The 22,792-nt window shown below is 70.9% G+C and carries 25 protein-coding genes and 1 riboswitch; of the genes, 13 read left to right on the top strand and 12 right to left on the bottom strand.

Annotated elements, in window-relative coordinates; genetic code table 11:
- Positions 1–72 precede the first annotated feature (72 nt).
- A riboswitch (cyclic di-AMP (ydaO/yuaA leader) is annotated at positions 73–234 on the top strand.
- Positions 235–460: 226 nt separating this feature from the next.
- The 7 genes from ABD254_RS19815 (at position 461) to ABD254_RS19785 (ending at position 5,082) form a co-directional block, all read left to right on the top strand.
- Complete coding sequence (locus ABD254_RS19815) at positions 461–1,198, top strand: M15 family metallopeptidase (protein ID WP_344250534.1); 738 nt, start codon at positions 461–463, stop codon at positions 1,196–1,198.
- 128 nt (positions 1,199–1,326) lie between these two features.
- Entirely contained in the window at positions 1,327–1,701 is a 375-nt protein-coding gene (locus ABD254_RS19810) for a hypothetical protein (RefSeq protein WP_344250533.1), read from the top strand.
- A gap of 196 nt (positions 1,702–1,897) precedes the next feature.
- Positions 1,898–2,557, top strand: a complete 660-nt coding sequence (locus ABD254_RS19805) for a DsbA family protein (RefSeq protein ID WP_344250532.1) — start codon at positions 1,898–1,900, stop codon at positions 2,555–2,557.
- Positions 2,554–3,069: a signal peptidase II gene (gene lspA, locus ABD254_RS19800; RefSeq protein WP_344250531.1), complete on the top strand. Its 516-nt coding sequence runs from the start codon at positions 2,554–2,556 to the stop codon at positions 3,067–3,069. The genes ABD254_RS19805 and lspA overlap by 4 nt, the downstream gene beginning before the upstream one ends.
- A gap of 142 nt (positions 3,070–3,211) precedes the next feature.
- On the top strand, positions 3,212–3,940 hold the full coding sequence (locus ABD254_RS19795; RefSeq protein WP_344250530.1) for a cytochrome c biogenesis CcdA family protein: 729 nt from the start codon (positions 3,212–3,214) through the stop codon (positions 3,938–3,940).
- 165 nt (positions 3,941–4,105) lie between these two features.
- Complete coding sequence (locus ABD254_RS19790; RefSeq protein WP_344250529.1) at positions 4,106–4,477, top strand: ArsR/SmtB family transcription factor; 372 nt, start codon at positions 4,106–4,108, stop codon at positions 4,475–4,477.
- A complete protein-coding gene (locus ABD254_RS19785) occupies positions 4,471–5,082 on the top strand; it encodes a cadmium resistance transporter (protein ID WP_344250528.1) in 612 nt (203 codons plus the stop codon). The genes ABD254_RS19790 and ABD254_RS19785 overlap by 7 nt, the downstream gene beginning before the upstream one ends.
- 353 nt (positions 5,083–5,435) lie before the next feature.
- Here ABD254_RS19785 and ABD254_RS19780 read toward each other — a convergent pair whose 3' ends face one another.
- The 3 genes from ABD254_RS19780 to ABD254_RS19770 form a co-directional block, all read right to left on the bottom strand.
- Positions 5,436–5,711, bottom strand: coding sequence for a metal-sensitive transcriptional regulator (locus ABD254_RS19780; RefSeq protein WP_344250527.1), 276 nt, complete (start codon positions 5,709–5,711; stop codon positions 5,436–5,438).
- Positions 5,712–5,814: 103 nt separating this feature from the next.
- Positions 5,815–6,180 carry a thioredoxin family protein gene (locus ABD254_RS19775; protein WP_344250526.1) on the bottom strand — a complete coding sequence of 122 codons (366 nt, stop codon included), beginning with the start codon at positions 6,178–6,180 and terminating at the stop codon, positions 5,815–5,817.
- 45 nt (positions 6,181–6,225) lie between these two features.
- Entirely contained in the window at positions 6,226–7,566 is a 1,341-nt protein-coding gene (locus tag ABD254_RS19770) for an MFS transporter (RefSeq protein ID WP_344250525.1), read from the bottom strand.
- 198 nt (positions 7,567–7,764) lie between these two features.
- Between ABD254_RS19770 and ABD254_RS19765 the strand changes: the two genes are divergently transcribed.
- The 5 genes from ABD254_RS19765 to ABD254_RS19745 all read left to right on the top strand — a co-directional run bounded on the left by ABD254_RS19765 (position 7,765) and on the right by ABD254_RS19745 (position 12,132).
- The gene (locus ABD254_RS19765) at positions 7,765–9,180 is read left to right on the top strand and encodes an MBL fold metallo-hydrolase (protein WP_344250524.1); all 1,416 of its coding nucleotides are present in this window, start codon (positions 7,765–7,767) and stop codon (positions 9,178–9,180) included.
- 110 nt (positions 9,181–9,290) lie between these two features.
- Positions 9,291–9,887 carry a rhodanese-like domain-containing protein gene (locus tag ABD254_RS19760; protein ID WP_344250523.1) on the top strand — a complete coding sequence of 199 codons (597 nt, stop codon included), beginning with the start codon at positions 9,291–9,293 and terminating at the stop codon, positions 9,885–9,887.
- A 101-nt stretch (positions 9,888–9,988) separates the two neighbouring features.
- Complete coding sequence (locus ABD254_RS19755; RefSeq protein ID WP_344250631.1) at positions 9,989–10,855, top strand: sulfite exporter TauE/SafE family protein; 867 nt, start codon at positions 9,989–9,991, stop codon at positions 10,853–10,855.
- Between the two features lie 25 nt (positions 10,856–10,880).
- Positions 10,881–11,459, top strand: a complete 579-nt coding sequence (locus ABD254_RS19750; protein WP_344250522.1) for a recombinase family protein — start codon at positions 10,881–10,883, stop codon at positions 11,457–11,459.
- A 106-nt stretch (positions 11,460–11,565) separates the two neighbouring features.
- Entirely contained in the window at positions 11,566–12,132 is a 567-nt protein-coding gene (locus ABD254_RS19745) for an NAD(P)/FAD-dependent oxidoreductase (RefSeq protein ID WP_344250521.1), read from the top strand.
- A gap of 120 nt (positions 12,133–12,252) precedes the next feature.
- On the opposite strand, the gene ABD254_RS19740 is transcribed toward ABD254_RS19745, so the two are convergent.
- From ABD254_RS19740 to ABD254_RS19710, 7 genes are all read right to left on the bottom strand, one after another.
- Entirely contained in the window at positions 12,253–13,542 is a 1,290-nt protein-coding gene (locus tag ABD254_RS19740; RefSeq protein ID WP_344250519.1) for a tyrosine-type recombinase/integrase, read from the bottom strand.
- Positions 13,542–13,793, bottom strand: coding sequence for a helix-turn-helix domain-containing protein (locus ABD254_RS19735; protein ID WP_188525353.1), 252 nt, complete (start codon positions 13,791–13,793; stop codon positions 13,542–13,544). The genes ABD254_RS19740 and ABD254_RS19735 overlap by 1 nt, the downstream gene beginning before the upstream one ends.
- Positions 13,794–13,990: 197 nt before the next feature.
- Complete coding sequence (locus ABD254_RS19730) at positions 13,991–14,509, bottom strand: putative immunity protein (protein ID WP_344250518.1); 519 nt, start codon at positions 14,507–14,509, stop codon at positions 13,991–13,993.
- 89 nt (positions 14,510–14,598) lie between these two features.
- Positions 14,599–14,940 carry a DUF2200 domain-containing protein gene (locus tag ABD254_RS19725; protein ID WP_344250517.1) on the bottom strand — a complete coding sequence of 114 codons (342 nt, stop codon included), beginning with the start codon at positions 14,938–14,940 and terminating at the stop codon, positions 14,599–14,601.
- 90 nt (positions 14,941–15,030) lie between these two features.
- Complete coding sequence (locus tag ABD254_RS19720; protein ID WP_344250516.1) at positions 15,031–15,651, bottom strand: DUF6580 family putative transport protein; 621 nt, start codon at positions 15,649–15,651, stop codon at positions 15,031–15,033.
- Positions 15,648–16,073, bottom strand: coding sequence for a DUF4430 domain-containing protein (locus tag ABD254_RS19715; RefSeq protein WP_344250515.1), 426 nt, complete (start codon positions 16,071–16,073; stop codon positions 15,648–15,650). Before ABD254_RS19715 ends, ABD254_RS19720 begins: the two co-directional genes overlap by 4 nt.
- Positions 16,074–16,092: 19 nt before the next feature.
- Positions 16,093–18,219, bottom strand: coding sequence for a DNA gyrase/topoisomerase IV subunit B (locus ABD254_RS19710; protein ID WP_344250514.1), 2,127 nt, complete (start codon positions 18,217–18,219; stop codon positions 16,093–16,095).
- Between the two features lie 115 nt (positions 18,220–18,334).
- Here ABD254_RS19710 and ABD254_RS19705 point away from each other — a divergent pair, with 115 nt between their 5' ends.
- Positions 18,335–18,550, top strand: coding sequence for a DUF7455 domain-containing protein (locus tag ABD254_RS19705; RefSeq protein WP_344250513.1), 216 nt, complete (start codon positions 18,335–18,337; stop codon positions 18,548–18,550).
- Positions 18,551–18,646: 96 nt separating this feature from the next.
- Here ABD254_RS19705 and ABD254_RS19700 read toward each other — a convergent pair whose 3' ends face one another.
- Together ABD254_RS19700 and ABD254_RS19695 are read right to left on the bottom strand one after the other, a co-directional pair.
- Positions 18,647–20,218 (bottom strand): SpoIID/LytB domain-containing protein, encoded by a 1,572-nt coding sequence (locus ABD254_RS19700; protein ID WP_344250511.1) that lies wholly within the window; start codon positions 20,216–20,218, stop codon positions 18,647–18,649.
- Between the two features lie 66 nt (positions 20,219–20,284).
- Positions 20,285–22,792: LamG-like jellyroll fold domain-containing protein (locus ABD254_RS19695; RefSeq protein WP_344250510.1), on the bottom strand; the 2,508-nt coding region annotated here is incomplete at its 5' end.

The raw sequence follows: 22,792 nt of genomic DNA, 5'->3' as shown, positions 1-22,792 counted from the left end.
TCTCGGGTCGTCGTCGGGTACATTCGCTCCACCTCGCAATCGCGGGGTGCACGGGCGGGCGCCGAGCCCTGCCGCCGCTGCGTGCTGATCAACTCCCGGCAGGGACGGGGGAACCACATTTCGGGCGCCGCAGGTCGGCGCCCTCGGGGTGAAGCCACGCGAGCACGCTCGCTGGCCGGGTCAGTCTCCGACCCGAATCCGACAGCTAACCTCGCAGGCGCCAGGAGATATCGATGCGCGTTTGCGTTCACCCGTGCCCTGTGCCCGAATTCCATCTCGCGCCCGCCGCGGGCCGACAGCTGTGCGGTCTCGCATGAGGCACGGCCACACCATCCCGCCGAAGGGCCGACAGGCCCGCCCGCCTCGCAGCCGCGCCGCACGCGGCCGACATGCCGAAGGCCGCAGGCCCGGTACGCGAGCCGGCACCCGCCTCCTGGGCGGCAGCCTCGGCGTCGCCGCCATGGTCGCCACGACGGCAGCCTTTGCGATCACCACCGGCGAGCCTCAGCACGCCCACGCCGAGACGCTCGGGCAGAACGCTGACATTCAGGCACGGGGAGCGAGCGAGGCCTCGAAGCCGGTCAATGCCGCCCCGCCGATCGTCGTCGACCGGTCCGCCAAGATCTCCAGGACCGAAGAGCGACTGAAGATCAAGATCGAGCCGGCACCTCCCGAGCCGAAGCCGGCCTCGTCACCGCGGGCGGCCTCGGACGCACCCCAGGAACAGGATGCTGCCGCCGCGACTGACAACGGCGGGGCGCTGCCCGGCTGCGACGTCGCCGTCGATGAGGGGTCGGCCAACGGGCAGGTCCCGGACGACCAGCTGTGCTCGCCCTGGGATGGAGCGGAAGAGGTGCGCGCGGACGCCGCCGAGGCGCTGGTTGAGCTGAACGACGCCTACGTCGCCCGGTTCGGCGAGTCGATGTGCATCTCCGACGGCTACCGGTCCTACGACCAGCAGGTCGCGACCAAGGCGGCAAAGGGCTACCTCGCCGCCACACCGGGCACGTCGAACCACGGCTGGGGCCTCGCGGTCGATCTGTGCGCCGAGACCTACGCCGGGGAGCGATGGGACTGGCTCGCAGACCAGGCGCAGGCCTCCGGCTGGGACAACCCGGACTGGGCGCGTCCAGGCGGCTCGAAGTACGAGCCGTGGCACTGGGAGTTCGTCGACGCCGTCGCGGCACAAGAGTCCTGACCCGGACGCCTGCGCCCTGACGGACTGTGATCGACGAGTCAGGTTCACGCCTTAGGATCCCTCTCGCCATGGTTGCCGCGACCCGACACCCCGCCGCCACGACCGCAGCGCGGTGCGTGCTTGGGATCATGCTGCTCACGCTCGCCTGCGTGCTTGGCCTGACAGTTGCCGACTCGGCTTCGGCGAGCCCGGCGGCGATGCCGAACCCCGGCGTGAGCATCGCGGCCATGCACGGCACAGGCTCCGGGATCGGCGCAGAGCACGGGGCGGCACTCGTCGAGCACGCGTCAGCCGGATCGGCCGCCGGTCACCACGACGGCGGCCTCGCCCTGCTGTGCCTGTGTGCGCTGATCGTGGCCACGACGCTGCTCACGGCGCACCGCAGTCCGCTGCGCCGCTGGACGACCGAGATGCCGCATCCCGGCGGGCTCCGGTGGAGAGCGCCCGACGTCTGGCAGCCCGCTCGGCCGGACCCGCGCAGCTGGGGTGTCAGCCGGACGTAGCGGTCCCGAGCCGCCGTGCGAGCTTCCGCGCACATCGCACGGCCCGGGCGTGACCGCCCGCGTCTCGGGGCGCCGCCAGTGAGGCCTTTCAGCGTCCCGCGAACGAGGAGGCCGGTTCGTCGACCCCTGCCCCCTCGAGCCCCCGGGATCGGCTCCGCCGTGCGCTGCCGCCACCCCTTCGAACGACGAGGAACCCATGACCACTCGCCGTGTCCTGCAGTCCGTACTTGTCATCGCTGTCATCGCCGTGATCGGCCTCATCGTCTGGATCGTGGGCTCACGCAGCTCTGCCGACCCGGTGGCGGGGGCGTCCGGGGCTGATGCGCCCGCCGTCGTGAACGACGAGACCCATATCGTGAACCAGGCGCAGGACGAGAAGGCCGTCCTGGTGGAGTTCCTCGACTTCGAGTGCGAGGCCTGCCGCGCGTTCTACCCTGCCGTCGAGGAGGTGCGGGCCACCCAGGGGGATGAGCTGACTCTCGCCATCCGGTACTTCCCCATTCCGTCGCACGCGAACTCGACGAACGCCGCGGTGGCGGTCGAGGCCGCCGCCCGGCAGGGCCAGCTCGAGGCGATGTACCAGCGGATGTACGAGACCCAGGCCGAGTGGGGCGAGCAGCGCGACTCCCAGGCCCACGTCTTCCGCGGCTTCGCCCAGGACATGGGCCTGGACATGGAACAGTACGAGGCGGACGTTGCCGATCCCGAGGTCGCCGCGCGGGTCCAGCGCGACTTCGACGCCGGCCGGGCGCTCGGCGTGCAGGGCACACCCACCTTCTTCCTCGACGGCAAGCGGCTCGAGGTGTCCAGCCCGGAGGAACTCGTCCAGGTTGTGCAGGAGGCGCTGGCCCGATGAATGTGCAGAATCCCGCCCGTACGAGGGCGATCCGAGCCCGTGTCGCCCTGGCCGCCACCGTCGTGTTGCTGGCGGCCGTAGACCTCGGTCTGAAGGCCTGGGCGGTCCGGGCCCTAGCTGACGGCACGGTGGTGGATCTGCGGGTCATCCAGCTGCGGTTGGCGTTCAACCCCGGCGTGGCGTTCAGTCTCGGTGACACCCTGCCCAGCGGGGTTGTGCTCGGCGTCACCGGGGTGATCGTCGCCGGGCTCGCAGTGTTCGCCTGGCGCACCGCTCCCACCGCGACCCTGCCCGTCCGGCTGGCGCTGGCCGCCATGTTGGCCGGCGCGGTCGCAAACCTCGTCGACCGCGCCGGTGACGGAGTCGTCACCGACTACCTGCACACCGGCTGGTTTCCCACCTTCAACCTCGCCGACGCTTTCTTGACCCTCGGTGCGGTCGCACTGGTCGTCGCCAGCCTGTTCACTGCCGGCAGCCCCGACAGCACCGACACGAAGGAGGCCGCGCAGTGACCCGGCGGCGACTGCAAGGCGCGCTCGTGCAGCGCGCGGTGGCATGCGCGGGGGCCGTCGTCGCTTTGCGCTCCGTCGCTGCGCATCGGGTACTCCCCGATGCCGGCGCACACGAAATCGACAGCCGCGAGGGGCTGGCCCGATGAGCATCCCGGAGGTGGTCTTCTCCGGCGGGCTCGTGCTGGCGGTGCCCCTCGCACTCCTCGCCGGGTTGGTGTCCTTCGCCTCCCCGTGCGTCCTGCCGCTCGTGCCGGGGTATCTCGGCTACATCGGAGGCATGGGTCAGCAGGCCTCCCGGCGGGGCCTGGTGACGGGGGTGGGGCTGTTCGTGGCCGGGTTCACCGTGGTGTTCGTCGCCTACGGCGCGCTGTTCGGCGCGCTCGGGGCATGGCTGCTGCAGTACCAGGGCCCGCTGATCCGCATCCTCGGGGTGTTCGTGATCGTGATGGGCCTGGTGTTCGTCGGGCAGATCGGACCGCTGCAACGTGTTGTGCGCCCGTCCTGGACGCCGCGTGTCGGCATCGCGGGCGCGCCGATGCTCGGCGTGGTCTTCGGCCTGGGCTGGGCGCCCTGCCTGGGCCCGACCCTGGTCGCGATCTCAGCACTGAGCATCGACGCCGCATCGGCGCCGCGGGGCGCACTGCTCGGCCTCGCCTACTGCGTGGGGCTCGGCGTGCCGTTCGGGCTCATCGCCTGGGGCTTCGGGTGGGCCCACCGCTCGACAGACTTTCTGCGCCGCCACCTGCGCACCATCAATATCGCCGGCGGAGTCGTCCTCATGCTCGTCGGTCTCGCGATGGTCACGGGCGCCTGGTCGCTGCTGATGACGACCGTCCAGGCCTGGGTGAAGGGCTTCGTCACGCCGATCTGACCCCTCGGCCGATGCGGCACTACGACGACCCCCAGAGAAGTAGGGCGGCTCCAACGTCCACACCTGGCGCGCGCTCGAGCGGCACCCTGGGCCAGGAAACCCGACCACGAAAGCTCCGCGCAGCCCTGATTCCGATGATCGATACGGATCGGTTATCATCGGTCCATGACGATCATAGATGTTGGGGTGCGTGCTGCCAGCACGGCCGATGTCGAACCGGCAGTCGCGTTGTTCCGCTCGTTGGGCGACCCTGCGCGGCTGGCCATCGTGCGCCGGCTCGCGGTCGGGGAGGCGCGGGTCGCGGAGCTGACACGCGATCTCGGCCTCGCGCAGTCGACGGTGTCCTCGCACGTCGCGTGCTTGAAGGACTGCGGCCTGGTCGAGGGGCGCATGGAGGGGCGACGGGTGTTCTATTCCCTGGCCCGCCCCGAGCTGCTGGACATGCTCGCGGGAGCCGAAACACTGCTCGCGGCGACGGGCAGCGCGGTAGCGCTGTGCCCGACGTATGGGGTCGACGGGCAGGTGTCGGCGTGCTGAGCACGATCGCGGCCGCGGCCGGGTTGTTCGTCGCGACCAACCTCGACGACATCGTGGTGCTGACCGTCCTGTTCGCGGTCGCGGCAAGGGGTACCTCGCAGCTGCGTGGGTGGCAGATCGTCGCGGGCCAGTACCTCGGCCTCATCACCCTGATCGCGGTCAGCTTCCTGGCCGCCCTGGGCCTGACGATCGTGCCGGACGAGTGGGTCGGGCTGCTTGGTCTGATCCCGCTCGCGATCGGTGTGCTCGGCCTGGTGCGCACCCTGCGCGGCAACGATGACGACGACGAAGCCGAGTCCGCGCTGAAGGCCGTCGGGCTGCTCGGCGTCGCCGGCATCACGATCGCCAACGGCGGCGACAACATCGCGATCTACACCCCGGTGTTCCGCACCATGTCCACCACGGACGCCCTGGTCACGATCGTGGTGTTCCTCGTCCTGCTCGCCGGGTGGTGCCTGCTCGCCCGCACCATCGGGACGAACGAGAAGGTCACCGAGGCGCTGGAGAAGGTCGAGCACTGGCTCGTGCCCGTGGTGTTCATCGGCCTCGGCGTGTTCATCCTCATCGAGTCCGGCACCCTGGGCCACATCGCCTCGCTGCTGTAACCCGAGACGGCAAGGCGCCGGCCACGAGAGCGTGACCGGCGCCTTGCTGGGCCCTTACCGCGCAGCCCGGATGGGCCTGCCGCACCTGGTTCGGTTTGGTGGCTCGGACGCGCAGGGGTGGAACCGTAGCAAGTTCCGGGCCTGTCGTGTTGCCTCTGTCAGCGGCCGACGAGCCTGCTGAGGAAACCGCCCGGCGGTGCTGCGTCCTCGTGGCCTGGGCACCACTTGTTGGCGGCGACGGCGCGCTTGACCTCGGCGACGTGTTGGCCGCATCCGGCCCAAGTCGTCTTGCCGCAGGTTTTGCAGGTGGCGGGGTGGCACACGGGGAGTTCTCCTAGCTGGTGCGGTGGTGTTCAGGCGAGCATGAGGAAGAGCTTCTCGAGCTCTGCGGTGGTCAGGCCGTCCTCGTTCTCGGAGGTGCCATCGGGGTCGACGGCGCAGTCGCGCATCGCCGTGGAGACGATCGCGAACCCCGCCCGGTCGAGTGCGCTGGACACGGCAGCCAGCTGCGTGACTACGTCGCGGCACTTCCCGCCGGCTTCGACGGCGTTGATGACGGCGTCCAGCTGACCGCGTGCGCGGCGCAGCCGGTTGACGATCTTGCGCTGTGCTTCGACGTCGGTGGTCATGGGATCGGAGTCTCCTCGGGGATGGGGTAAGCGGTGGTATCGCGGTCAAGCGCCGGTGAGCAGGGTGAGCATCTCAAACAGGGCTCGTGCGGCTCTCGCCCTTTCACGTCGCCTGCTGATCGGCGATCTGCTCGCGGACCTTCTCCATGTCCAGGTCCTTGACGGCCTCGATCACCTGCTCCAGCTGCGGGGCCGCCAACGCCCCGGGCTGGTCAAAGGTGATGACCCTCTCCCGAAATGCCATCAGTGTGGGGATAGACGTGATGCTGAACGCCGCGGCCAACTGCTGCTGGGCTTCGGTGTCGACCTTGCCGAACACGATGTCAGGATGATTCTCGGAGGCGGCCTCGAAGACCGGCGCAAATGACCGGCACGGGCCGCACCACCCGGCCCAGAAGTCCAGCAACACGATGTCGTTGCCGGAGATGGTCTCCTCGAGGTTGTCGAGCGTGATCTCGCGCGTAGCCATGCCACTACCATATACCCCCAGGGGTTTACTCGAGCATGATCCGCATCACGGGCGAACCGAGGGGACCGCTTGGCGGGCCCGAGTGCCGGGGCCTTCCTTGCGCGTCCTTGTGGTGGGCGGGCAGTTGGTTCTGGAGTGTGTCTCGTACATCCTGAGCGCGACGACGAGGCCGGAGACCGCTGTCAGGCCGGCGACGACCCAGACTGCCGAGCGGAGTCCCCACAGGTCGGCGATGACGCCGGCGAGGACGGCGCCAATGGCGAAACCGCCGTCGCGCCATAGCCGGTATACGCCGACCGCGCGGGCACGCCACGCGGGATGGGCGACGTCGCCGATCGCAGCGAGCAGGGTCGGATAGACCATCGCCGTCCCGACGCCGAGCAGGGCGGCGGCCACCATCCAGAGGGCGAATGTGTCTGCGGAGCCCACCAGGGCGAGGGCGATGGCCTGGACGAGCATGCCCGCGGTGATGAAGGGCTTGCGGCCGAAACGGTCCGAGAGCGGACCCGTGACGAGCTGGCTCAGCCCCCACACCGCGGGATAGACGGCGGCCAGGACGCCGATTCTCGCTACCGAGAGCCCCGCGGCGGCGAACAGGATCGGAAACAGGCCCCAGGCCAGGCCGTCGTTGAGGTTGTTGACCATCCCGGCCTGGCTTGCCGCCGACAGTGCGGGCTCGCGGAAGCTCGTCTGGACGAAGACCTGCCGGTTGGTCAATTCCGCGTGCGGGTTGTGATCCATGCCGTCGTTGCGGGACGTGTGTCGGGCGGCTTCCAGGCGAGCGTGTTCCCGCGTCTCGCGGACCATGAGCCCGGACAGGCCGAGTGCCAGCGCGACATAGGCCACCCCGAGCAGGAACGGTGCCGGCCGCAGCCCGTAGTGGGCGGCGAGGTAGCCGGTGGTCACCGCGGTGAAAGCGACGGCCAGGTAGCCGGCGGCTTCGTTCAGCCCCATTGCCAGGCCGCGGCGGCCAGGGCCGGCGAGGTCGATCTTCATGATCACTGTCGTGGACCAGGTCAGTCCCTGGTTGATTCCGAGCAGGACGTTCGCGGCGACGATCCAGTCCCATGACGGTGCCCAGATCAGCATCAGCGGGATCGGGATCGCGACGAGCCACCCGGCGAGTAGGACGGGCTTGCGGCCGAACCGGTCCGACCAGGTGCCGGCGAAGTAGTTCGCGGCTGCCTTGGTGGCACCGAAGGCCAGGACGTACGTGAGCAGGAAGGTGTAGCCGCTCAGGTGGAAGGTCTGCTCGGCGAGCAGCGGCAACACGGTGCGCTCCTGCCCGAGCACCCCACCGACCAGGGCGTTGACCGCCACGAGGAGGCTGAACTGGCCGAGGTTGGCGCGGATGCCTAGCCGCGGGCCTGCGGTGACGTGAGTCATCGCCCGGTTTCCTGGCGCGTGTCGGTCGGCAAGTCGTGCGGAGACATGCCGGGCATCCTATACCCCGGGGGGTGTACGCTCCATGACCTGCTCGCGCCTGCCGGCAGGCCCTCCGCGTCGGCGAAGCGTCGATTTGGATACTCCCCGGGGTATGTGTAACGCTCGTCTGGCACACCGGCCCCGATTGGGAGAGATGCAATGCTTCTCGAACGCATTTACGACGAGGACCTCGCGCAGGCCAGCTACTTCATCGGCTGCCAGGCGAAGGGTGAGGCGGTCGTCGTCGACGCCCGTCGCGACATCGCCGGGTACCTCGACCTCGCTCGCCGGCACGGGATGCGCATCGTCGCCGTAACCGAGACACACATCCACGCCGACTACCTCTCCGGGACGCGGGAACTGGCCGCCGCGGTCGATGCCCAGATCTACGTCTCCGGCGAGGGCGGCGAGGACTGGCAGTACGGCTTTGAGGCGACCCGGCTGCACGACGGTGACGCCATCACGATCGGCAACATCACGGTCCGGGCCCGCCACACGCCCGGGCACACTCCTGAGCACCTCACCTTCTTGGTGACCGACGGCGCCTTCAGCGACGAGCCTGGTTACATGCTTTCCGGCGACTTCGTCTTCGCGGGTGACCTGGGTCGCCCGGACCTGCTCGACGAGGCCGCCGGAGGTGTCGACACCCGCTTCGAGGGTGCCCGCCAGCTGTTCCGCAGCCTGAAGAACGTCTTCCTGGCACAGCCAGACCACGTGCAGGTCTACCCGGCCCATGGGTCGGGCAGCGCGTGTGGCAAGGCGCTGGGCGCCCTGCCCTCGACCACCGTGGGATACGAGCGCAGGTACGCCTGGTGGGCCCCGTTCCTGGCGAACGACGACGAGCAGGGCTTCGTCGCCGAGCTGCTCGATGGCCAGCCCGACGCCCACGCGTACTTCGCCCGGATGAAGCGGCAGAACAAGGAGGGCCCGACCCTCCTCGGCGCGCTGGAGCCGCTGGCCGAGCTCCAGCCCGGGCAGGTCGCCCAGGCTCTTGACGCGCAGGACGTGGTGTTCGTGGACACCCGCTCGCACCGTGAGGTGCACGGCGAGACCGTTCCCGGCGCGCTGAACATCCCGGGCCCGGCCAAGGCGGCCAGCTTCGGCGCATGGGCCTACGACCCGGAGGCCGAGAGCACGCCGCTGGTCCTGCTGGCCCCGGACGGTCAGGTCGCGCAGGAGCTGCGTGACCACCTGGTCCGTGTCGGCATCGACCACTTCAGCGGTTATGTCACTACGCTCGACGGGCTCCCGACGGTGACGCCGCCGACGCTCGCCCCGGCCGACCTCGATTCGTTCGACAAGGTGCTGCTCCTCGACGTGCGCAACAAGACCGAGCACGCCGCCGGGACCATTCCCGGTTCGCAGCAGCTCAGCGCCGGCCGAGTGCTCTGGCACACCGACCAGCTGCCCGCCGACGGCACCATCGTCACCTACTGCCAGTCCGGAGTCCGCAACTCGGTGGCTGCAAGCGCTCTGCGGCGCCGCGGGTTCGACGTCGTCGAGCTCGACGGCAGCTACGCCGGCTGGAAGGCATGGGACCAGGACCGCGCGAACGCTCCCACCCTCACGAAGTAGATCCAGCCCGTCACACGGCGAGGCCCCGGCCTCCGTGGCGGCAATCAGCCCTGATCGCCGCCATGGCCGGGGCCGACCCTTGCGTACCCGTCTACGAAAGGACACCAGTCTTGGAATCGATCACCGGAACTCTCGCCGCCTCGGAGCTGAAGGAGCGCGTCGCAAGGGACGATGCCCTCACGATCGTCGACGTGCGGTCCGCCGCCGAGTTCGAGTCGGCCCACATTCGAGGGTCCTACAACGTCCCCCTGCCGCTGCTCTCAGAGCACACGCGCGATCTGGCGGAGCGACTGAAGGGACACGTCGTACTGGTGTGCCAGTCAGGCGTCCGCGCAGCGGACGCTCACCAGCGTCTCGCCGCCGTGGGCCTGGACAGCGCCGCCATCCTGTCGGGTGGAATCTCCGCCTACGAGGCGGCCGGCGGCGCGGTAGTCCGCGGCGCGCAGCGCTGGGCCATGGACCGCCAGGTCCGCATGACCGCCGGCTCCCTGGTCCTCCTCGGCTTCGTTGGCAGCAAGCTCGTCACCCCCGGGCTCGGATACCTCTCGGCCGCCATCGGCGCGGGGCTCGTCTACTCGGCAGTGACGAACTCCTGCGCGATGGCAGCACTGCTGTCGAAGATGCCGTGGAACAAGTCGACCGCGAACCCGACCCTGGACAGCGCGATCCGGAGCATCCCGCGCGCGACTCAGGCGTCCCGGGCCTGACGGCACCGGACGTCGACGGCCGGCACCGAACCGCGACAGCAGCGTCCCAGCTCGGCGCCGGCCGCCTTCGGCTGCTCCAACGAACGACGGAAAAGGCAATCATGGAAATCCACCTTGTCATCGTCATGGCACTCGCCGTCGTCGTTGGCGTATCCCTCGGGCTCCTCGGCGGGGGCGGCTCAATCCTGACCGTTCCCCTGCTCACCTACGTCGCGGGACTGGACCCCAAGGAAGCCATCGCAGCCTCCCTGTTCGTGGTCGGGACCACGTCGATCGTCAGCACTGTCATGCACGCCCGCCGAGGGAACGTGCGTTGGCGCACGGGAATCATCTTCGGCGTCGCCGGCATGACCGGCGCCCTCCTGGGAGGTCTCGCCGGCGGGCACATCCCCGGCACCATGCTGATGATCGCCTTCGCGATCATGATGGTCGCCACCGCCGTCGCCATGATCCGCGGCCGCAAGGACCGCACCACCCACCACGCCGACGGCAACCGGGAGCTCCCAATCGGCCGAGTGCTGCTCGACGGCCTCGTGGTCGGACTTGTCACCGGGCTGGTCGGGGCAGGCGGAGGCTTCCTTGTCGTGCCCGCGCTCGCCCTGCTCGGCGGCCTGCCCATGCCCGTGGCGGTCGGCACGTCACTGCTCGTGATCGCAATGAAGTCCTTCGCCGGACTCGGCGGCTACCTGACGACCGTGAGCATGGACTGGCCCCTAGTCGCCGCAGTGACCGTCGCCGCGATCGTCGGCTCCCTCCTCGGCGCCCGCCTGACCTCGCGAGTCCCCGAGGCCGCTCTTCGCACGGGATTCGGCTACTTCGTACTCCTCATGGGCGCATTCGTCCTCTACCAGGAACTGCCGTCACCGGCTGGTACGACGGTTGCGGCCATTATCGTGCTCGCCGTGACCGCCGTGGCCGCTTGTCGACTGGCAAGGGACCGGTGCCCCCTGCCAGTCGCTGCGAAGTGAATCACCGGCGAACCTCAAAATTCGCGTGCAGCCCGCACCCAGGTGCCGATACCGAACAGGCCCATACCGGGTCCTCGGCGGCGGACACTCGACGCGCAACGTGACGCGCTGCTGGCCGCCGGAGTCGACGTCCGGCACCTGCGGGGTCGAGACGGCGTCGGGTCGGCGGGACGACCGACCGGTCCTGGCCGCTCTCCTGGCCGACATCGAAATGGCTGACGCCGTCGTTGTGACCAAACTCGACCGCCCCGGACGAAGAGTGTCCCACCTGGTGCGCGTGGTCGACGAGCTCGAGCGCCGCGACGTTGCTCTGCGCTCTCTGTCCGAGCAGATAGATACGAGCACGTCGGCCGGCCGGTTCATGGTGCACATGCTCGCCGCGCTCGCCCAGATGGAGGCCGATCTGATCCGCGAACGCACCCTCGACGGCCTAGCGGCCGCGCGTTCACGCGGACGGATCGGCGGACGTCCGACCGTCATGTCACCGGAACGGCTCGCTACTGCGCGGGCATCGGTCGCGGGTGGCCAATCCATTGCGTCCGTCGCGCGGGCGCTCGGAGTGTCGGTCTCCACAGCCCGTCGGCACCTCGCCGAGCTTGGGTGAAGGTCTACCTTCAGCCGGGAACACCGGTCGCCGGCTCAGTCGGTCGCGAAGCGCCCGAGCGCCCAGGAACTCGCACCTCACGAGCACGCACCTCTACCAGTCGGACATGCTCCCGCCGGGCCCGGTACTCGTCGTCGGTGGCGCAAACTCCGGTCGGCAGATCGCGGTCGAGCTCGCCCAGACCAGGCGCCCCGTGCACCTGGCAGAGGGTGCGAGGCTGCGCGAGCTGCCACAACGACCGCTCGGCCGTGACCTGTTCTGGTGGCTGACCACCTCCCGCGCCATCGACGCCCCGGTTGCCTCGCGCGTCGGGCATCGCCTGCGCGCGAACGAACCAGTCATCGGCACTCCGCGTCGTGCCCTGCGTGCCGCGGGCGTGACCTTCCACCCCCGCGCAGAGGGCGTCGCCGGCGACACCGTCGGGTTCGTCGACCGGCACACCGTCCAGCCCACCGCCGTCGTGTGGGCCACCGGATACCTCAACGACGACACCTGGATCACCATCCCTGGTGCCCTCGACGAAGCCGGCGCCCTCATCGTCGACGACGGTACGACCCCCGTCGCGGGGCTTTACGCCATCGGGCGCTCCTGGCAACGCGACCGCGGCTCTGCGCTGCTCGGCTTCGTCGACCGCGACGCACGACGCCTCGCGGCCCGTCTCTCCTCTGAATGATGAGCCTCGATCTGCTGGCCTCCTTCACGGTTGCTCGCTGATCGTGGTCGGGTATCCCATCGATGACCAGGCGTCGGCAGGCTGCCGCCGACGCCGATCAACGAGAACCGTGACATCAGGTCAGACGGCGCGCAGGTGCTGTCCTTTCGCGGGCTTCCTCGTCTCCTGCTCGCCTACTCGAGCGGTGCCGAGGGAGGACCGGACGAGGCGCTCGAGAGTGTGTCGCACGTCCGGCGCCATCGGGGCGCGCGCGATGTAGTGCGTCCGTGTGATGCCGGTGAGCTTGTGCCCGAGCACGAGGCCGGCGATCTCTTGCCCGTGCTCCTCGTCGATCGCCGTCGCGGCAGTCGACCGGAGCTTGTGGAAGCTCACACGGTGCTTCTGCAACGCCCCGCCGGAGAGCTCGACCACCCGGTCGAGGACCTTGGCGGCGTTGCCGGTGTTCCACGGCGTGCCGTTGCGGGTGGGGAACACCCAGTCCGTCGGCTTCCACCACGCTGGCCGGATCCCCTCGATCGCGTCGACCACGGACGGCGGCAAGAGGAGCGTCCGGTTGCTTGACTCGGTCTTCGGCACGTCCTGGCGCAGCACGCCCTTCCCTTTGAGCTCTACCTGGGTGCCGGAGATCGTGACCGTCGGGTCATGGCCGTCAAGGTCGAGGTCGCTCCAGCGCAGCGCGCCGGCCTCCCCCACACGCATCCCGGTGCCGAGCAGGATCACGATCAAAGCGTCGAGGTTTCGCACCGTCGTGTGCGCTGCCTGCATGTTCGGCGACGTCGTGAGGATGCTGCGGATCGCCCGCAGTTCCTCGGGCTTGAGCGCGATCGGCCGAGGGTCGGTGCGGTTGATCGAGTCGACTCCCGCCATCGGGTCGGTGACCAGGAGCCCGAGCCGGACGGCACCGTGGAACGCCTTGCGCAACACGATGCGGATCTCGGCGGCGCGCCCGCGGGACTCCTCCGCCTGTTCGAACAACCAGGTCTCCAGCGCCAGGGTCGTCGCCTCGTTGAGCCTGAGGTCGCCGATACCACCCGGGCGCGCGCGGATGTTCCGCACCGCGCGCACCGAGTGCACCATTGACTGGGGTCTCGGGGGCTTGCTTCCCCGGCGCTCGGCCGCGTCCGAGCGGGTCCAGTACGCGCTCGACTCGGCGAGCGCTCGGTCGAGCCACCTTTCGCACAGTTCGCCGACAGTCGTCACGGATGCGATCTGCGCGGTCCCGGTGAGCGTGTCGAGCTTGTCTCGCAGGTCGCTGGTGGCTTTGGTCTTCGTGGGCCCGACGGCGGAGGCCCAGTGGTATGCCCCGAGCGCGTCGCGGTAGCGCACGCGTGCGCGCCACCGGTTCGTGCCGTCGATCCGCTTGGTGTTGATGTCGCCGGCCTCCCCGAGGCCGAGCCGGGCACGAGCCATCAGGCCACCACCCTCGACTCACTCCACGCGAGGAGGTCGCGCGGGTCGTACAGCACGTGCCTGCCGTGGAGCCGGTAGCGCGGGCCGATGCCCTCGAACCCGGCGCGTCGCCACTTCTCCAGGGTGTGTACCGAGACCCCGAGCGTCTCGGCAGCCTGCTCCGGGGTGAAGTACCCCGTCGCCGGTAGCGTCGTGTGCTGGGGCGCCGTGTGCTGGGGCGTCGTGTGCGTGGTGTGCGTCGTCGTCTTCATGCCCCGCAGGTGTGCGCCGCACACCTGCCGGACAGGGAGAGAGCCGCATCCACGCGGCGCCAGCCGTCCGACGCGGCGCCTGCAATTCGTGCGCATGGTGAGCCGTCCTGGCCTCGCGGACGACGTCCGCGCAGGTCACCTGCCCGATACCCGAGAACGAAGTACTTCTCCGTGTGATCCCCGAGATCGCTCCGGGCTCAGTCGTCGAAGGCGTTCCAGCAGATCGGGCTCCGGTTCAGCTGGTCCTCGAGGACCAGCTCGCGAAGCCCCGCGGGTATCAGCTCGCGCTGCCAGTCGCGTTCCCGCAGCCGGGCCGCCTCGGCATCGCCGGCCGGCGCGGCCGCAGTAGCGGCCCGGATCGCGTACGCCGCGGCCCCGAGGTCGTGGGCCGCGACGTGCGCCACCGCGACCGCCTGCCCGGCCGCGAGGGCGGCGAACTTCACGGGGTCGGCCTGGCCGCGCCCGGCCGCGTTCGCGACGAACGCCGTCCGGTGCGCGACCTTCATGGGGACCTCGCCCCGGATCCAGGCGCGGGCGACGTCGAGCGCCTCCCGCGGGCGCGGGTCCTGGGGCCGCTCGCCCTCGAAGAGCGGCAGCACGTGCGCGGCGCAGACGACCGCCCACTCCGCGAGCAGCCTGTGGTCGGTGTCCGTCAGGCTGCCTCCCCGCCGGACGGTGATCAGGCGGGGGTCGCGCTCCGCGGGCAGGATCGGCATCGTCCCATCATGCCGGTCCCCGACCGTGCCGACCCCGGCTCCCGTCAGGAGGGGGCGTCAGGCGGCAGCGCCGTCCGGCCGCGGGGGCATCAGGCCGCGGCGCCCTCGCCGCGCAGGATCGACGTCATCTTCTTGCCCCGTGCGACCTCGTCGACCAGCTTGTCCATCCAGCGGATCTGCTGCATCAGCGGGTCGTCGATCTCCTCGACGCGGACGCCGCAGATGACTCCGGTGATGAGCGACGCGTGGGGGTTCATCGCGGGCGCCTGGGCGAAGAACGTCTCCAGGTCGACGTCGTCGGCGATCACCTTCTCGAGACCCGCCGCGTCGTAGCCGGTGAGCCACGTGAGGACGCGGTCGAGGTCGTCCGTGCTGCGGCCCTTGCGCTCCACCTTCTGCACGTAGAGCGGGTAGATGCTGGCGAAGGGCATCCGCCGGATCCGGTCTGCGACCATCGGTCGTCGCCTCCCTGTCGTGTCGTTCCGTCGGGTCGTTCCGTCGGGTCGTTCGAGGTGAGGCCGCTACCGCGCCAAGCCCGGCAGGGCCGCTGCCACCGTGGCGCGCTCGAGGCGCTCGGTCAGCGCCACCAGACCGGCGGCCAGCGGCAGCAGCACGAGGTTGCCCAGCAGCATGGGCCGCAGGAACGGCAGGCCGGCGACGTAGCTGGCGAGCAGGCCGTCGAGACCGTCGGGGTAGTAGGCGCCCCGACCGAGCCACCACACGCCGGCGTTGGTCCACAGGTAGAAGAACAGCGAGCCGGCGACGCCGAACCCGAGCGCGCTGACGAACCGCGCACCACCGCGCACGCGGCCGGCCCACCACGCCCCCGCCCCGATGACCGCCCACGCCGTCCACGTGAAGACCAGGACCGAGGTGTTGCCGAGCAGGACGTCGCTCAGCGCGACCACCACCAACGGCGCGAGCATCGCGAGCCGGTGCCGCAGCAGCCCCGCGGCCGCAAACGCGGCGGCGGTCGACAGCTCGAGGTTCGGCGGCGCGCCGAGGTCGTCCTTCACGAGCCGCCACGCGACCGCGGCCGCGACGAGCAGCACCGCCAGGACCGGCCGCCACCAGCGGCGCGCCAGCTCGCGCGTCGTCAGCGGCTCCAGGAGCCGCGACCGCTTGTCGTCCGTGGTGCTCACTCGAACGTCTCCAGCTTCCAGGTGACGGTCTGCCCGTCCTTCGTCTCCAGCGTGCCCGCGCCGACCTCGGCCTGCTCGTCGTCGACGTACAGCGCCCAGAACTCCTTGGCGTCCTCGTCGGCCTCGCGGCCGCGGATGCCGGTCACGTAGGCGTTCTCGCCCTTGCCCTGCACCTGCGCGTCAGGGTCGTTCTCCACGAGCAGCTCGAGCGCCGTCTTCCCGTCCTGGCCCGCGTAGGAGAACTCGGTGAGGTTCTCCGCGACGTGCTGGCTGGGGTCGACGGATGCCGACGCGGTCGCCGACGCCTCGGGAGCGGCGCCGTCGCCCGAGCCGGAACAGCCGGCCAGCAGCCCGAGGGCAAGGGTGGCCGCGGGGAGCACGGCGAGCGTGCGGCGGAAGGTCGAGGGGGATGCGATCGTCACGACCCGAGGCTACCCGGGCTCAGGCGTCGATGCGGGAGGCGTCCAGCGTCTGCGCCCCCGCCACGATGAACTCCTTGCGGGGCGCGACGTCGCTGCCCATGAGCAGCTCGAACACCCGCTCCGCGCCCTCGGCGTGCTCGACGGTCACGCGCCGCAGCGTGCGGTGGCGCGGGTCCATCGTCGTCTCGGCGAGCTGGTCGGCGTCCATCTCACCCAGGCCCTTGTAGCGCTGGATGTCCTCCTTGTAGCGCCGCCCGGCCCGGTCGAGCTTCTTGAGGGTCGCGGTCAGCTCGGCCTCCGAGTACGTGTACAGGTACTCGTTCTTGCGCCGTCCCGACCCGATCACCTCGACGCGGTGCAGCGGCGGCACGGCGGCGAACACCCGGCCCGCCTCGAGCATCGGGCGCATGTACCGGTAGAAGAGCGTCAGCAGCAGCGTGCGGATGTGCGCGCCGTCGACGTCGGCGTCCGTCATCAGCACGATCTTGCCGTAGCGGGCCGCCTCGAGCTCGAACGAACGGCCCGACCCCGCGCCGAGGACCTGGATGATCGCCGCGCACTCCGCGTTGCGCAGCATGTCGCTGATCGACGCCTTCTGGACGTTGAGGATCTTGCCGCGGATGGGCAGCAGCGCCTGGAAGTCGGACGACCGGGCGAGCTTGGCGGTGCCGAGGGCGCTGTCGCCCTCGACGATGAACAGCTCGGAGCGGTTCACGTCGTCGCTGCGGCAGTCGGCGAGCTTGGCCGGCAGGGACGACGACTCGAGGGCGTTCTTGCGCCGGGAGATCTCCTTCTGCTTGCGGGCCGTGACGCGGGCGCGCATCTCGGCCACGACCTTGTCGAGCAGCAGCGCCGCCTGGGTCTTCTCGTCCCGCTTCGTCGAGGTGAGCAGCGCGCCGAGCTCCTTCTCGACGACGCGCGTCACGATGGCGCGCACCGGCGCGGTGCCGAGGACCTCCTTGGTCTGGCCTTCGAACTGCGGCTCCGCCAGCCGCACGGTGACGACCGCGGTGAGGCCGGCGAGCACGTCGTCCTTCTCGATGCGCTCCGCCGCGTCCTTGGTGGAGACCTTCAGCCGGCGGGCGTTCGCCTCGATCTGCTTGCGCACCGTCTTGAGCAGCCCCTGCTCGAAGCCGGACAGGTGCGAGCCGCCCTTGGGCGTCGCGATGATGTTGACGAAGGTGCGCACCTCCGTCTCGTAGCCGCCACCCCAGCGCAGCGCGACGTCGACCTCGCACTCCCGCTGCACCTCCTGCGGCGACATGTGGCCGCGGGAGTCGAGCACCGGCACGGTCTCGGTGAAATGCCCCTGGCCGCGCAGGCTCCAGGTCGCGGTGACGGGGGCGTCGGGCGCGAGGAACTCGACGAAGTCGACGGCGCCGCCCGAGTGCTGGAAGACCTCCTCGTACGGGCCGCTCTCCCCCGGCGTGCCGGGCAGGCCGCGCTCGTCGCGCACCGTGATCCTCAGGCCCGGCACGAGGAACGTGGTCTGGCGCGCGCGGGTGACGAGCTCGTCGTAGCTGAACACCGCCGTCTTGGGAAACACTTGCCGGTCGGCCCAGTAGCGCACCCGCGTGCCGGTCACGCCCCGCTTCACCTTGCCGACGACCGCGAGCTCGCTGTGGTCGACGAACGGCTCGAACGGCGACTCGGGCGACGGGCCGGACGCCGGGTCGGTGAAGACGCCCGGCTCGCCGCGGTGGAACGTCATCCGGTACGTCTTGCCGCTGCGGTCGACGTCCACGTCGAGCCGCGCCGAGAGCGCGTTGACGACGGACGCGCCGACGCCGTGCAGCCCGCCCGACGCCTGGTACGAGCCGCCGCCGAACTTCCCGCCGGCGTGGAGCTTGGTGTACACGACCTCCACGCCCGAGAGCCCAGTCTTGGGCTCGACGTCGACGGGGACACCGCGGCCGTCGTCCTCGACGGTCACGGACGAGTCGGCGTGCAGCACGACCCGGATCGTCGACGCGTGCCCCCCGAGGGCCTCGTCCACCGAGTTGTCGATGATCTCCCACAGGCAGTGCATGAGGCCGCGCGAGTCGGTCGAGCCGATGTACATGCCCGGGCGCTTGCGCACCGCCTCGAGCCCCTCCAGGACGGAGAGGTGGCGTGCGGTGTACCCGGACTCGGAGGTGGCTGTCACGGCTACGAGGGTAGACGAACCGAACAGGTGTCCGTGTGGCCCACGCCGCTATGCCCGGAGCGAACCCGGGCCGTCCGGGGGAAGCCCGTCGCGCGTCGGATGGTTGGATGGTCACGTGAGCACCACGACGATCGAACCGAGCCAGCCGCTGACCGTTGCCGACCGCTGCGACCGCTGCGGCGCCCAGGCTTACGTGCGCGTGGTCCTGCCCGTCGGAGAGCTCCTCTTCTGCGGGCACCACGCACGGGCGCACGCCGACGCGTACTCCGGCGTCGCGACGCACGTCCAGGACGAGACCGACCGGCTGCACGCCGAGCACGGGGCGGGCTGACACCGCTCGTCCCCCGGACCCGACGAGAGCCCCGCACCGGCTGGTGCGGGGCTCTCGTGCGTCACCCGGGCGTGCGACCCGGTCCGGCCGGGTCGCTCAGCGCACCCTCCCGCTGAAGCCGACCACCCAGGACCCGGCGACCCCGAGCGTCGTGCGCCACCCGTCCGCGGTCCTGGTGCGCGACACCTTCGTGCCCGACGCCGTGGTCGCCGTGACGGTGCGGACCTGCCCGCTCGACCAGCGCGCCGTGACGGCGACGGAGCGGACGTCGGCCCCGAAGATCGCCCGGGCCTGCTGCTGGGAGATCGAGTCGCTCCAGCGCAGGTACGGGTTGCCCGGCGCGCTCGCCGACCAGGGGTCGCTCACGTGCTTCAGGTACGGCAGCGCCGTCGTGCCGAAGACCTCGGCGTTCGACGCGGTCCCCTGCCGGCCGCCGACCGCGCCGGACGACGCGAAGTAGGGCGTCTCCGCGAACCCGCCGCCGGCGTCGCGCAGCACGGTTACGGTGCCGTCCTGGAGGGTGGCGTCGACGGCGGCCTTCCACGTCGCGCCGTAGCTGCCGCCCTCCTTCTTCCACCCGACGTAGTGCTGCGAGCGGGTGTCGTCGTAGACGTGGCAGCCGCACTCGGGCTTGCGGCCCTTGACCTTCTCGACGATCGCGTAGTTCCGCGCCGCGACGGCCTGCGCCTGCAGCGCCGCCGCGCCGCGGTTCGTCGCCGCGCCCCAGCCCGACGGCATCTCGTCGATGCCGTACAGGTACTCGGTGTTGATGACGACCTCGTTGACGACGTTGACGCGCGACGACACGTTGGTCACGACGAGGCGGCCGTTGCGGTAGGTGCCGTGGGCGCCCGTCACGGTCGCGACCGCCTTCGTCCCGGTCGGGTCGTAGTACCGGGTCCCGGTCCACTCGAGGACGAGGGTGGGACGGACGCTCACCGTCGCGCGGGTCGTGCCGTTCTCGGTGACGGTCGCCGTCACGCCGCCCGTGGCCGCGTGCACGGTCACCCGGCGCGTCGCCCCTCCGGAGGCGACCACCGTGCCGGCGCCGTCCTTGAGCCGCCATGCGCCGGAGCCGAGCGACAGCACCGTGTTCGTGCCGGAGTCCGCGGGCGGCCCGAGGACCTGCACGTCGAGGGTGGTCCGCGGGTCGTTCGCCGTCGAGACCCGCGTGCCCGGGTAGTAGTAGCCCAGGATCTGCGCCGCCGTCCTGCCCTCGCGCGCGAGCTGGTAGGCGCCCCACTGCGCCATGCCGACGCCGTGCCCGAAGCCGGACCCGGACATCTCGAACCGGGCCGGCACCACCCGCACGACGATGCCGGTGCTCGTCGTGCTCGCGGTGCGGAACCGGTAGGTCCGGTCGGACGTGGGCCGGACCCGCATCGACGCGGTCCCCGCGCTGCCCGTGGTGAGCGTGCGCTCCGTCACCCAGGTCGTGCCGTCCTTGCGCTGCAGCATGACGGGCGCGCCGGCCGCGGGCCGCCCGTCCTTCAGGTACTGCACGAAGAGCGTCCGGCCGACGAGCGCGGTGGTCGTGCCTCCGCCCGAACCGCGCAGGGACCACGTGGCGGCCTCGGCCGGGGTCGCCACGAGCACCGCCAGAGCGAGGGCGAGGGACACGACGGCAGCCAGGACGCGGAGCGGCCCGCGGGCTGTGGCGAGAGTCACGCGCACACTCTGCCACAGCCCGCGAGGCCTCGGGGCACGTCGTCGCTGGTCAGCGACGCGGCTCGGTCACGGCTGCGCCAGCTGCGCCACCTCCTGGGCGTCCAGGGCGCGGTCCCAGACGCGGACGTCGTCGATCGCGCCGGCCCAGAAGTCGACGTCACCGCCGGAGAACCGCGCGCGACCCACGGAGAGCGGACCCTCGGACCCCGGGTTCAGGCACTGCGTCATCGAGTCCTGCAGGACGCCGTCCACGTACAGCGAGTGCGTCTGCGTGGCCGCGTCCCGCACCCCGGTCAGGTGGTACCACCGGCCGACCTCGGGCACGAACGTCGACTCGACCCGGCCGCCGGCGGTGGAGAACGAGAACCGGTCGTTGTCGCCGCGCTTCTGCAGGAAGAACGCCGACTGCACCGGGCCGTCCTGCCCCACCGCCGTGCGCCACCCGTCGTTCCGGTCCATCGTGAGCCAGGCCGACACCGTGAAGCTGCCCGACGTGTCGAGCACCGGGCCCTCGGTCTCGGCGTGGCCCCCCATGCCGTCGAGCCGCAGGGCCGCGCCGGCGTGGCCGGTGCCCCACGTCGCGCCCGGGCGGAGCGCCAGGTCCGCGTCGCCCGCCGCGTCGACCGAGACGTCACCGACGCCCTCGTCCAGCGGCCAGGACGACAGCCCGGTCAGGCCGGGCGTGCCAGGGCCGCCGTCCGGCGGCGCCGACCCGCTCCCGTCCGCGGTCGCGATGATCTCCGCGTTGATCGCGCGCACCTGGCCGAAGTCCATCTTCTCGACCTGCCGGTCGTAGGTGAAGAACCCGTTGACCTCGTGCTCGACGTCGGTGATCTGGGTGTAGATCGACCCTCCGATCCCGCACTGCTGCGCGGCGGTGATGACGTCGCGCTGGTTCTCGACGTACCGGCGGGTGAGCGTCGCGGAGTCGGGCGTCATCTCGTACGCATGCCCGCCGGAGAACCACATGTGCCCCTCGACCTCAAGGCCGAAGCCGCCGTGCTCGCCGTCGATCGACGCCCGGGTCGCGTCGGGGACCGGCTGTGCCGGCCCGACGTACTGGTGCCAGTCGACGACGTCGCCCGCCCCGCTGTCCCCGAGCGAGTCGCAGCAGTTCACGCCGCTGTGCGCGTTCACGAGGCGCGACGGGTCCTGCTCCTTGACCTCTCGGGCGATGCGCCCGGTGGCCTCGCTGGACCACTCGCCCCAGCCCTCGTTGAACGGCACCCAGCCGATGACGGACGTCCAGCTCGAGTGCTGGTCGACCATCTCGTGCAGCTCGCGCTCGAACTGCTCCTGGGCGTCCGCCGGCGGCCGGCCGCCGGTCCGCGTGGACGGCATGTCCTGCCACACCAACAGCCCGAGCCGGTCGGCGTGGTAGAACCAGCGGTCCGGCTCCACCTTGATGTGCTTGCGCACGGTGTTGAACCCGAGCTCCTTGTGCTGCTGGAGGTCGAACGCGAGCGCCTCGTCCGTGGGCGCGGTGTAGATCCCGTCCGGCCAGTAGCCCTGGTCCAGCGTGGACAGCAGGAACGTGACCTCGCCGTTGAGCGTGATCCGGTTCTTCCCGTCCTCGCCCGGCGCCACCCCGATCTCCCGCATCCCGAAGTACGAGTCGACGACGTCGACGGGTCTGCCGTGGCGCCCGCCCTCGCCGTCGTGCGTGCCCTGCCCCGGGCCCCGGTCCTCGAGGAGCCGCACCTGCAGGTCGTAGAGGTACGGGTCGTCGGGCGACCACAGCCGGGCACGCGGCACGGGCAGCTCGAGCGCCTCCCCGACGACGCCGGTCGTGCGGCTCACGACCTTCTGCCCGGCGCGGACCACGGCCTGCACCGCCATGCCGTCGGTCCCGGGCCCGCCGTCCACGGTCAGCGACAAGGTCTCCGAGTCGATGTCGGGAGTCATGCCGAGCCGCTCGATGTGCGCGGCCGCCACCGGTTCGGCCCACACGGTCTGCCAGATGCCGGACGCGCCCTCGTAGAAGATGCCGCGGTCGGGGACGTTGCGCTGCTTGCCCACCGGCTGCCAGGTGGCGTCCGTGCGGTCGGTGACGCCGACCATGACCTCCTGCGGGCCGCGGCGGCTCAGGGCATCGGTGACGTCGGCCGAGAACCGGCCGTAGCCCCCGGTGTGCTGCGCCACCTCGCGCCCGTTGACCCAGACGGTCGCCTCGTAGTCCACCGCGCCAAAGTGCAGCAGCACCCGCTGCCCGGAGGTGCGCCAGGACTTCGGCACCTCGATCGTGCGGCGGTACCACATGTGGTCCTCGTGCCTGTCGATGCCCGACAGCTCCGACTCCGTCGGGTACGGGACCAGGATCTCCTCGGCGAGGTCCTCGCCGAACGGCGGTGCTTCCCCCTCGGCGGCCCCCGCGAACTGCCAGAGCCCGTTGAGGTTGAGCCAGCGGTCGCGCTCCAGCTGGGGCCGCGGGTACTCGGGGAGCGCGTTGTCCGGGGTGACCTCGTCGGTCCACGGGGTGGGCAGGTGGGCGCCGGTCACCGGCCAGCCGTCCTCGTCGTCGGTGGCCTGCGCCGGCGCCGACGACGCCGGCACTGGCGCGGCGACCGCCAGCAC

The organism is Isoptericola hypogeus (genome assembly GCF_039531145.1).
GTDB classification, from domain to species: domain Bacteria; phylum Actinomycetota; class Actinomycetes; order Actinomycetales; family Cellulomonadaceae; genus Isoptericola; species Isoptericola hypogeus.
The sequence above is the reverse complement of the archived record's forward strand: the minus strand, read 5'-3'. Positions and strand labels throughout refer to the sequence as shown.

Bases quoted from the DNA above. Each gene is read 5' to 3' on its own strand.
- ABD254_RS19815 (WP_344250534.1), top strand. From the start codon at position 461: ATGGTCGCCACGACGGCAGCCTTTGCGATCACCACCGGCGAGCCTCAG.
- ABD254_RS19810 (WP_344250533.1), top strand. From the start codon at position 1,327: ATGCTGCTCACGCTCGCCTGCGTGCTTGGCCTGACAGTTGCCGACTCG.
- ABD254_RS19805 (WP_344250532.1), top strand. From the start codon at position 1,898: ATGACCACTCGCCGTGTCCTGCAGTCCGTACTTGTCATCGCTGTCATC.
- lspA (WP_344250531.1), top strand. From the start codon at position 2,554: ATGAATGTGCAGAATCCCGCCCGTACGAGGGCGATCCGAGCCCGTGTC.
- ABD254_RS19795 (WP_344250530.1), top strand. From the start codon at position 3,212: ATGAGCATCCCGGAGGTGGTCTTCTCCGGCGGGCTCGTGCTGGCGGTG.
- ABD254_RS19790 (WP_344250529.1), top strand. From the start codon at position 4,106: ATGACGATCATAGATGTTGGGGTGCGTGCTGCCAGCACGGCCGATGTC.
- ABD254_RS19780 (WP_344250527.1), bottom strand. From the start codon at position 5,711: ATGACCACCGACGTCGAAGCACAGCGCAAGATCGTCAACCGGCTGCGC.
- ABD254_RS19775 (WP_344250526.1), bottom strand. From the start codon at position 6,180: ATGGCTACGCGCGAGATCACGCTCGACAACCTCGAGGAGACCATCTCC.
- ABD254_RS19770 (WP_344250525.1), bottom strand. From the start codon at position 7,566: ATGACTCACGTCACCGCAGGCCCGCGGCTAGGCATCCGCGCCAACCTC.
- ABD254_RS19765 (WP_344250524.1), top strand. From the start codon at position 7,765: ATGCTTCTCGAACGCATTTACGACGAGGACCTCGCGCAGGCCAGCTAC.
- ABD254_RS19755 (WP_344250631.1), top strand. From the start codon at position 9,989: ATGGAAATCCACCTTGTCATCGTCATGGCACTCGCCGTCGTCGTTGGC.
- ABD254_RS19745 (WP_344250521.1), top strand. From the start codon at position 11,566: ATGCTCCCGCCGGGCCCGGTACTCGTCGTCGGTGGCGCAAACTCCGGT.
- ABD254_RS19740 (WP_344250519.1), bottom strand. From the start codon at position 13,542: ATGGCTCGTGCCCGGCTCGGCCTCGGGGAGGCCGGCGACATCAACACC.
- ABD254_RS19735 (WP_188525353.1), bottom strand. From the start codon at position 13,793: ATGAAGACGACGACGCACACCACGCACACGACGCCCCAGCACACGGCG.
- ABD254_RS19730 (WP_344250518.1), bottom strand. From the start codon at position 14,509: ATGCCGATCCTGCCCGCGGAGCGCGACCCCCGCCTGATCACCGTCCGG.
- ABD254_RS19725 (WP_344250517.1), bottom strand. From the start codon at position 14,940: ATGCCCTTCGCCAGCATCTACCCGCTCTACGTGCAGAAGGTGGAGCGC.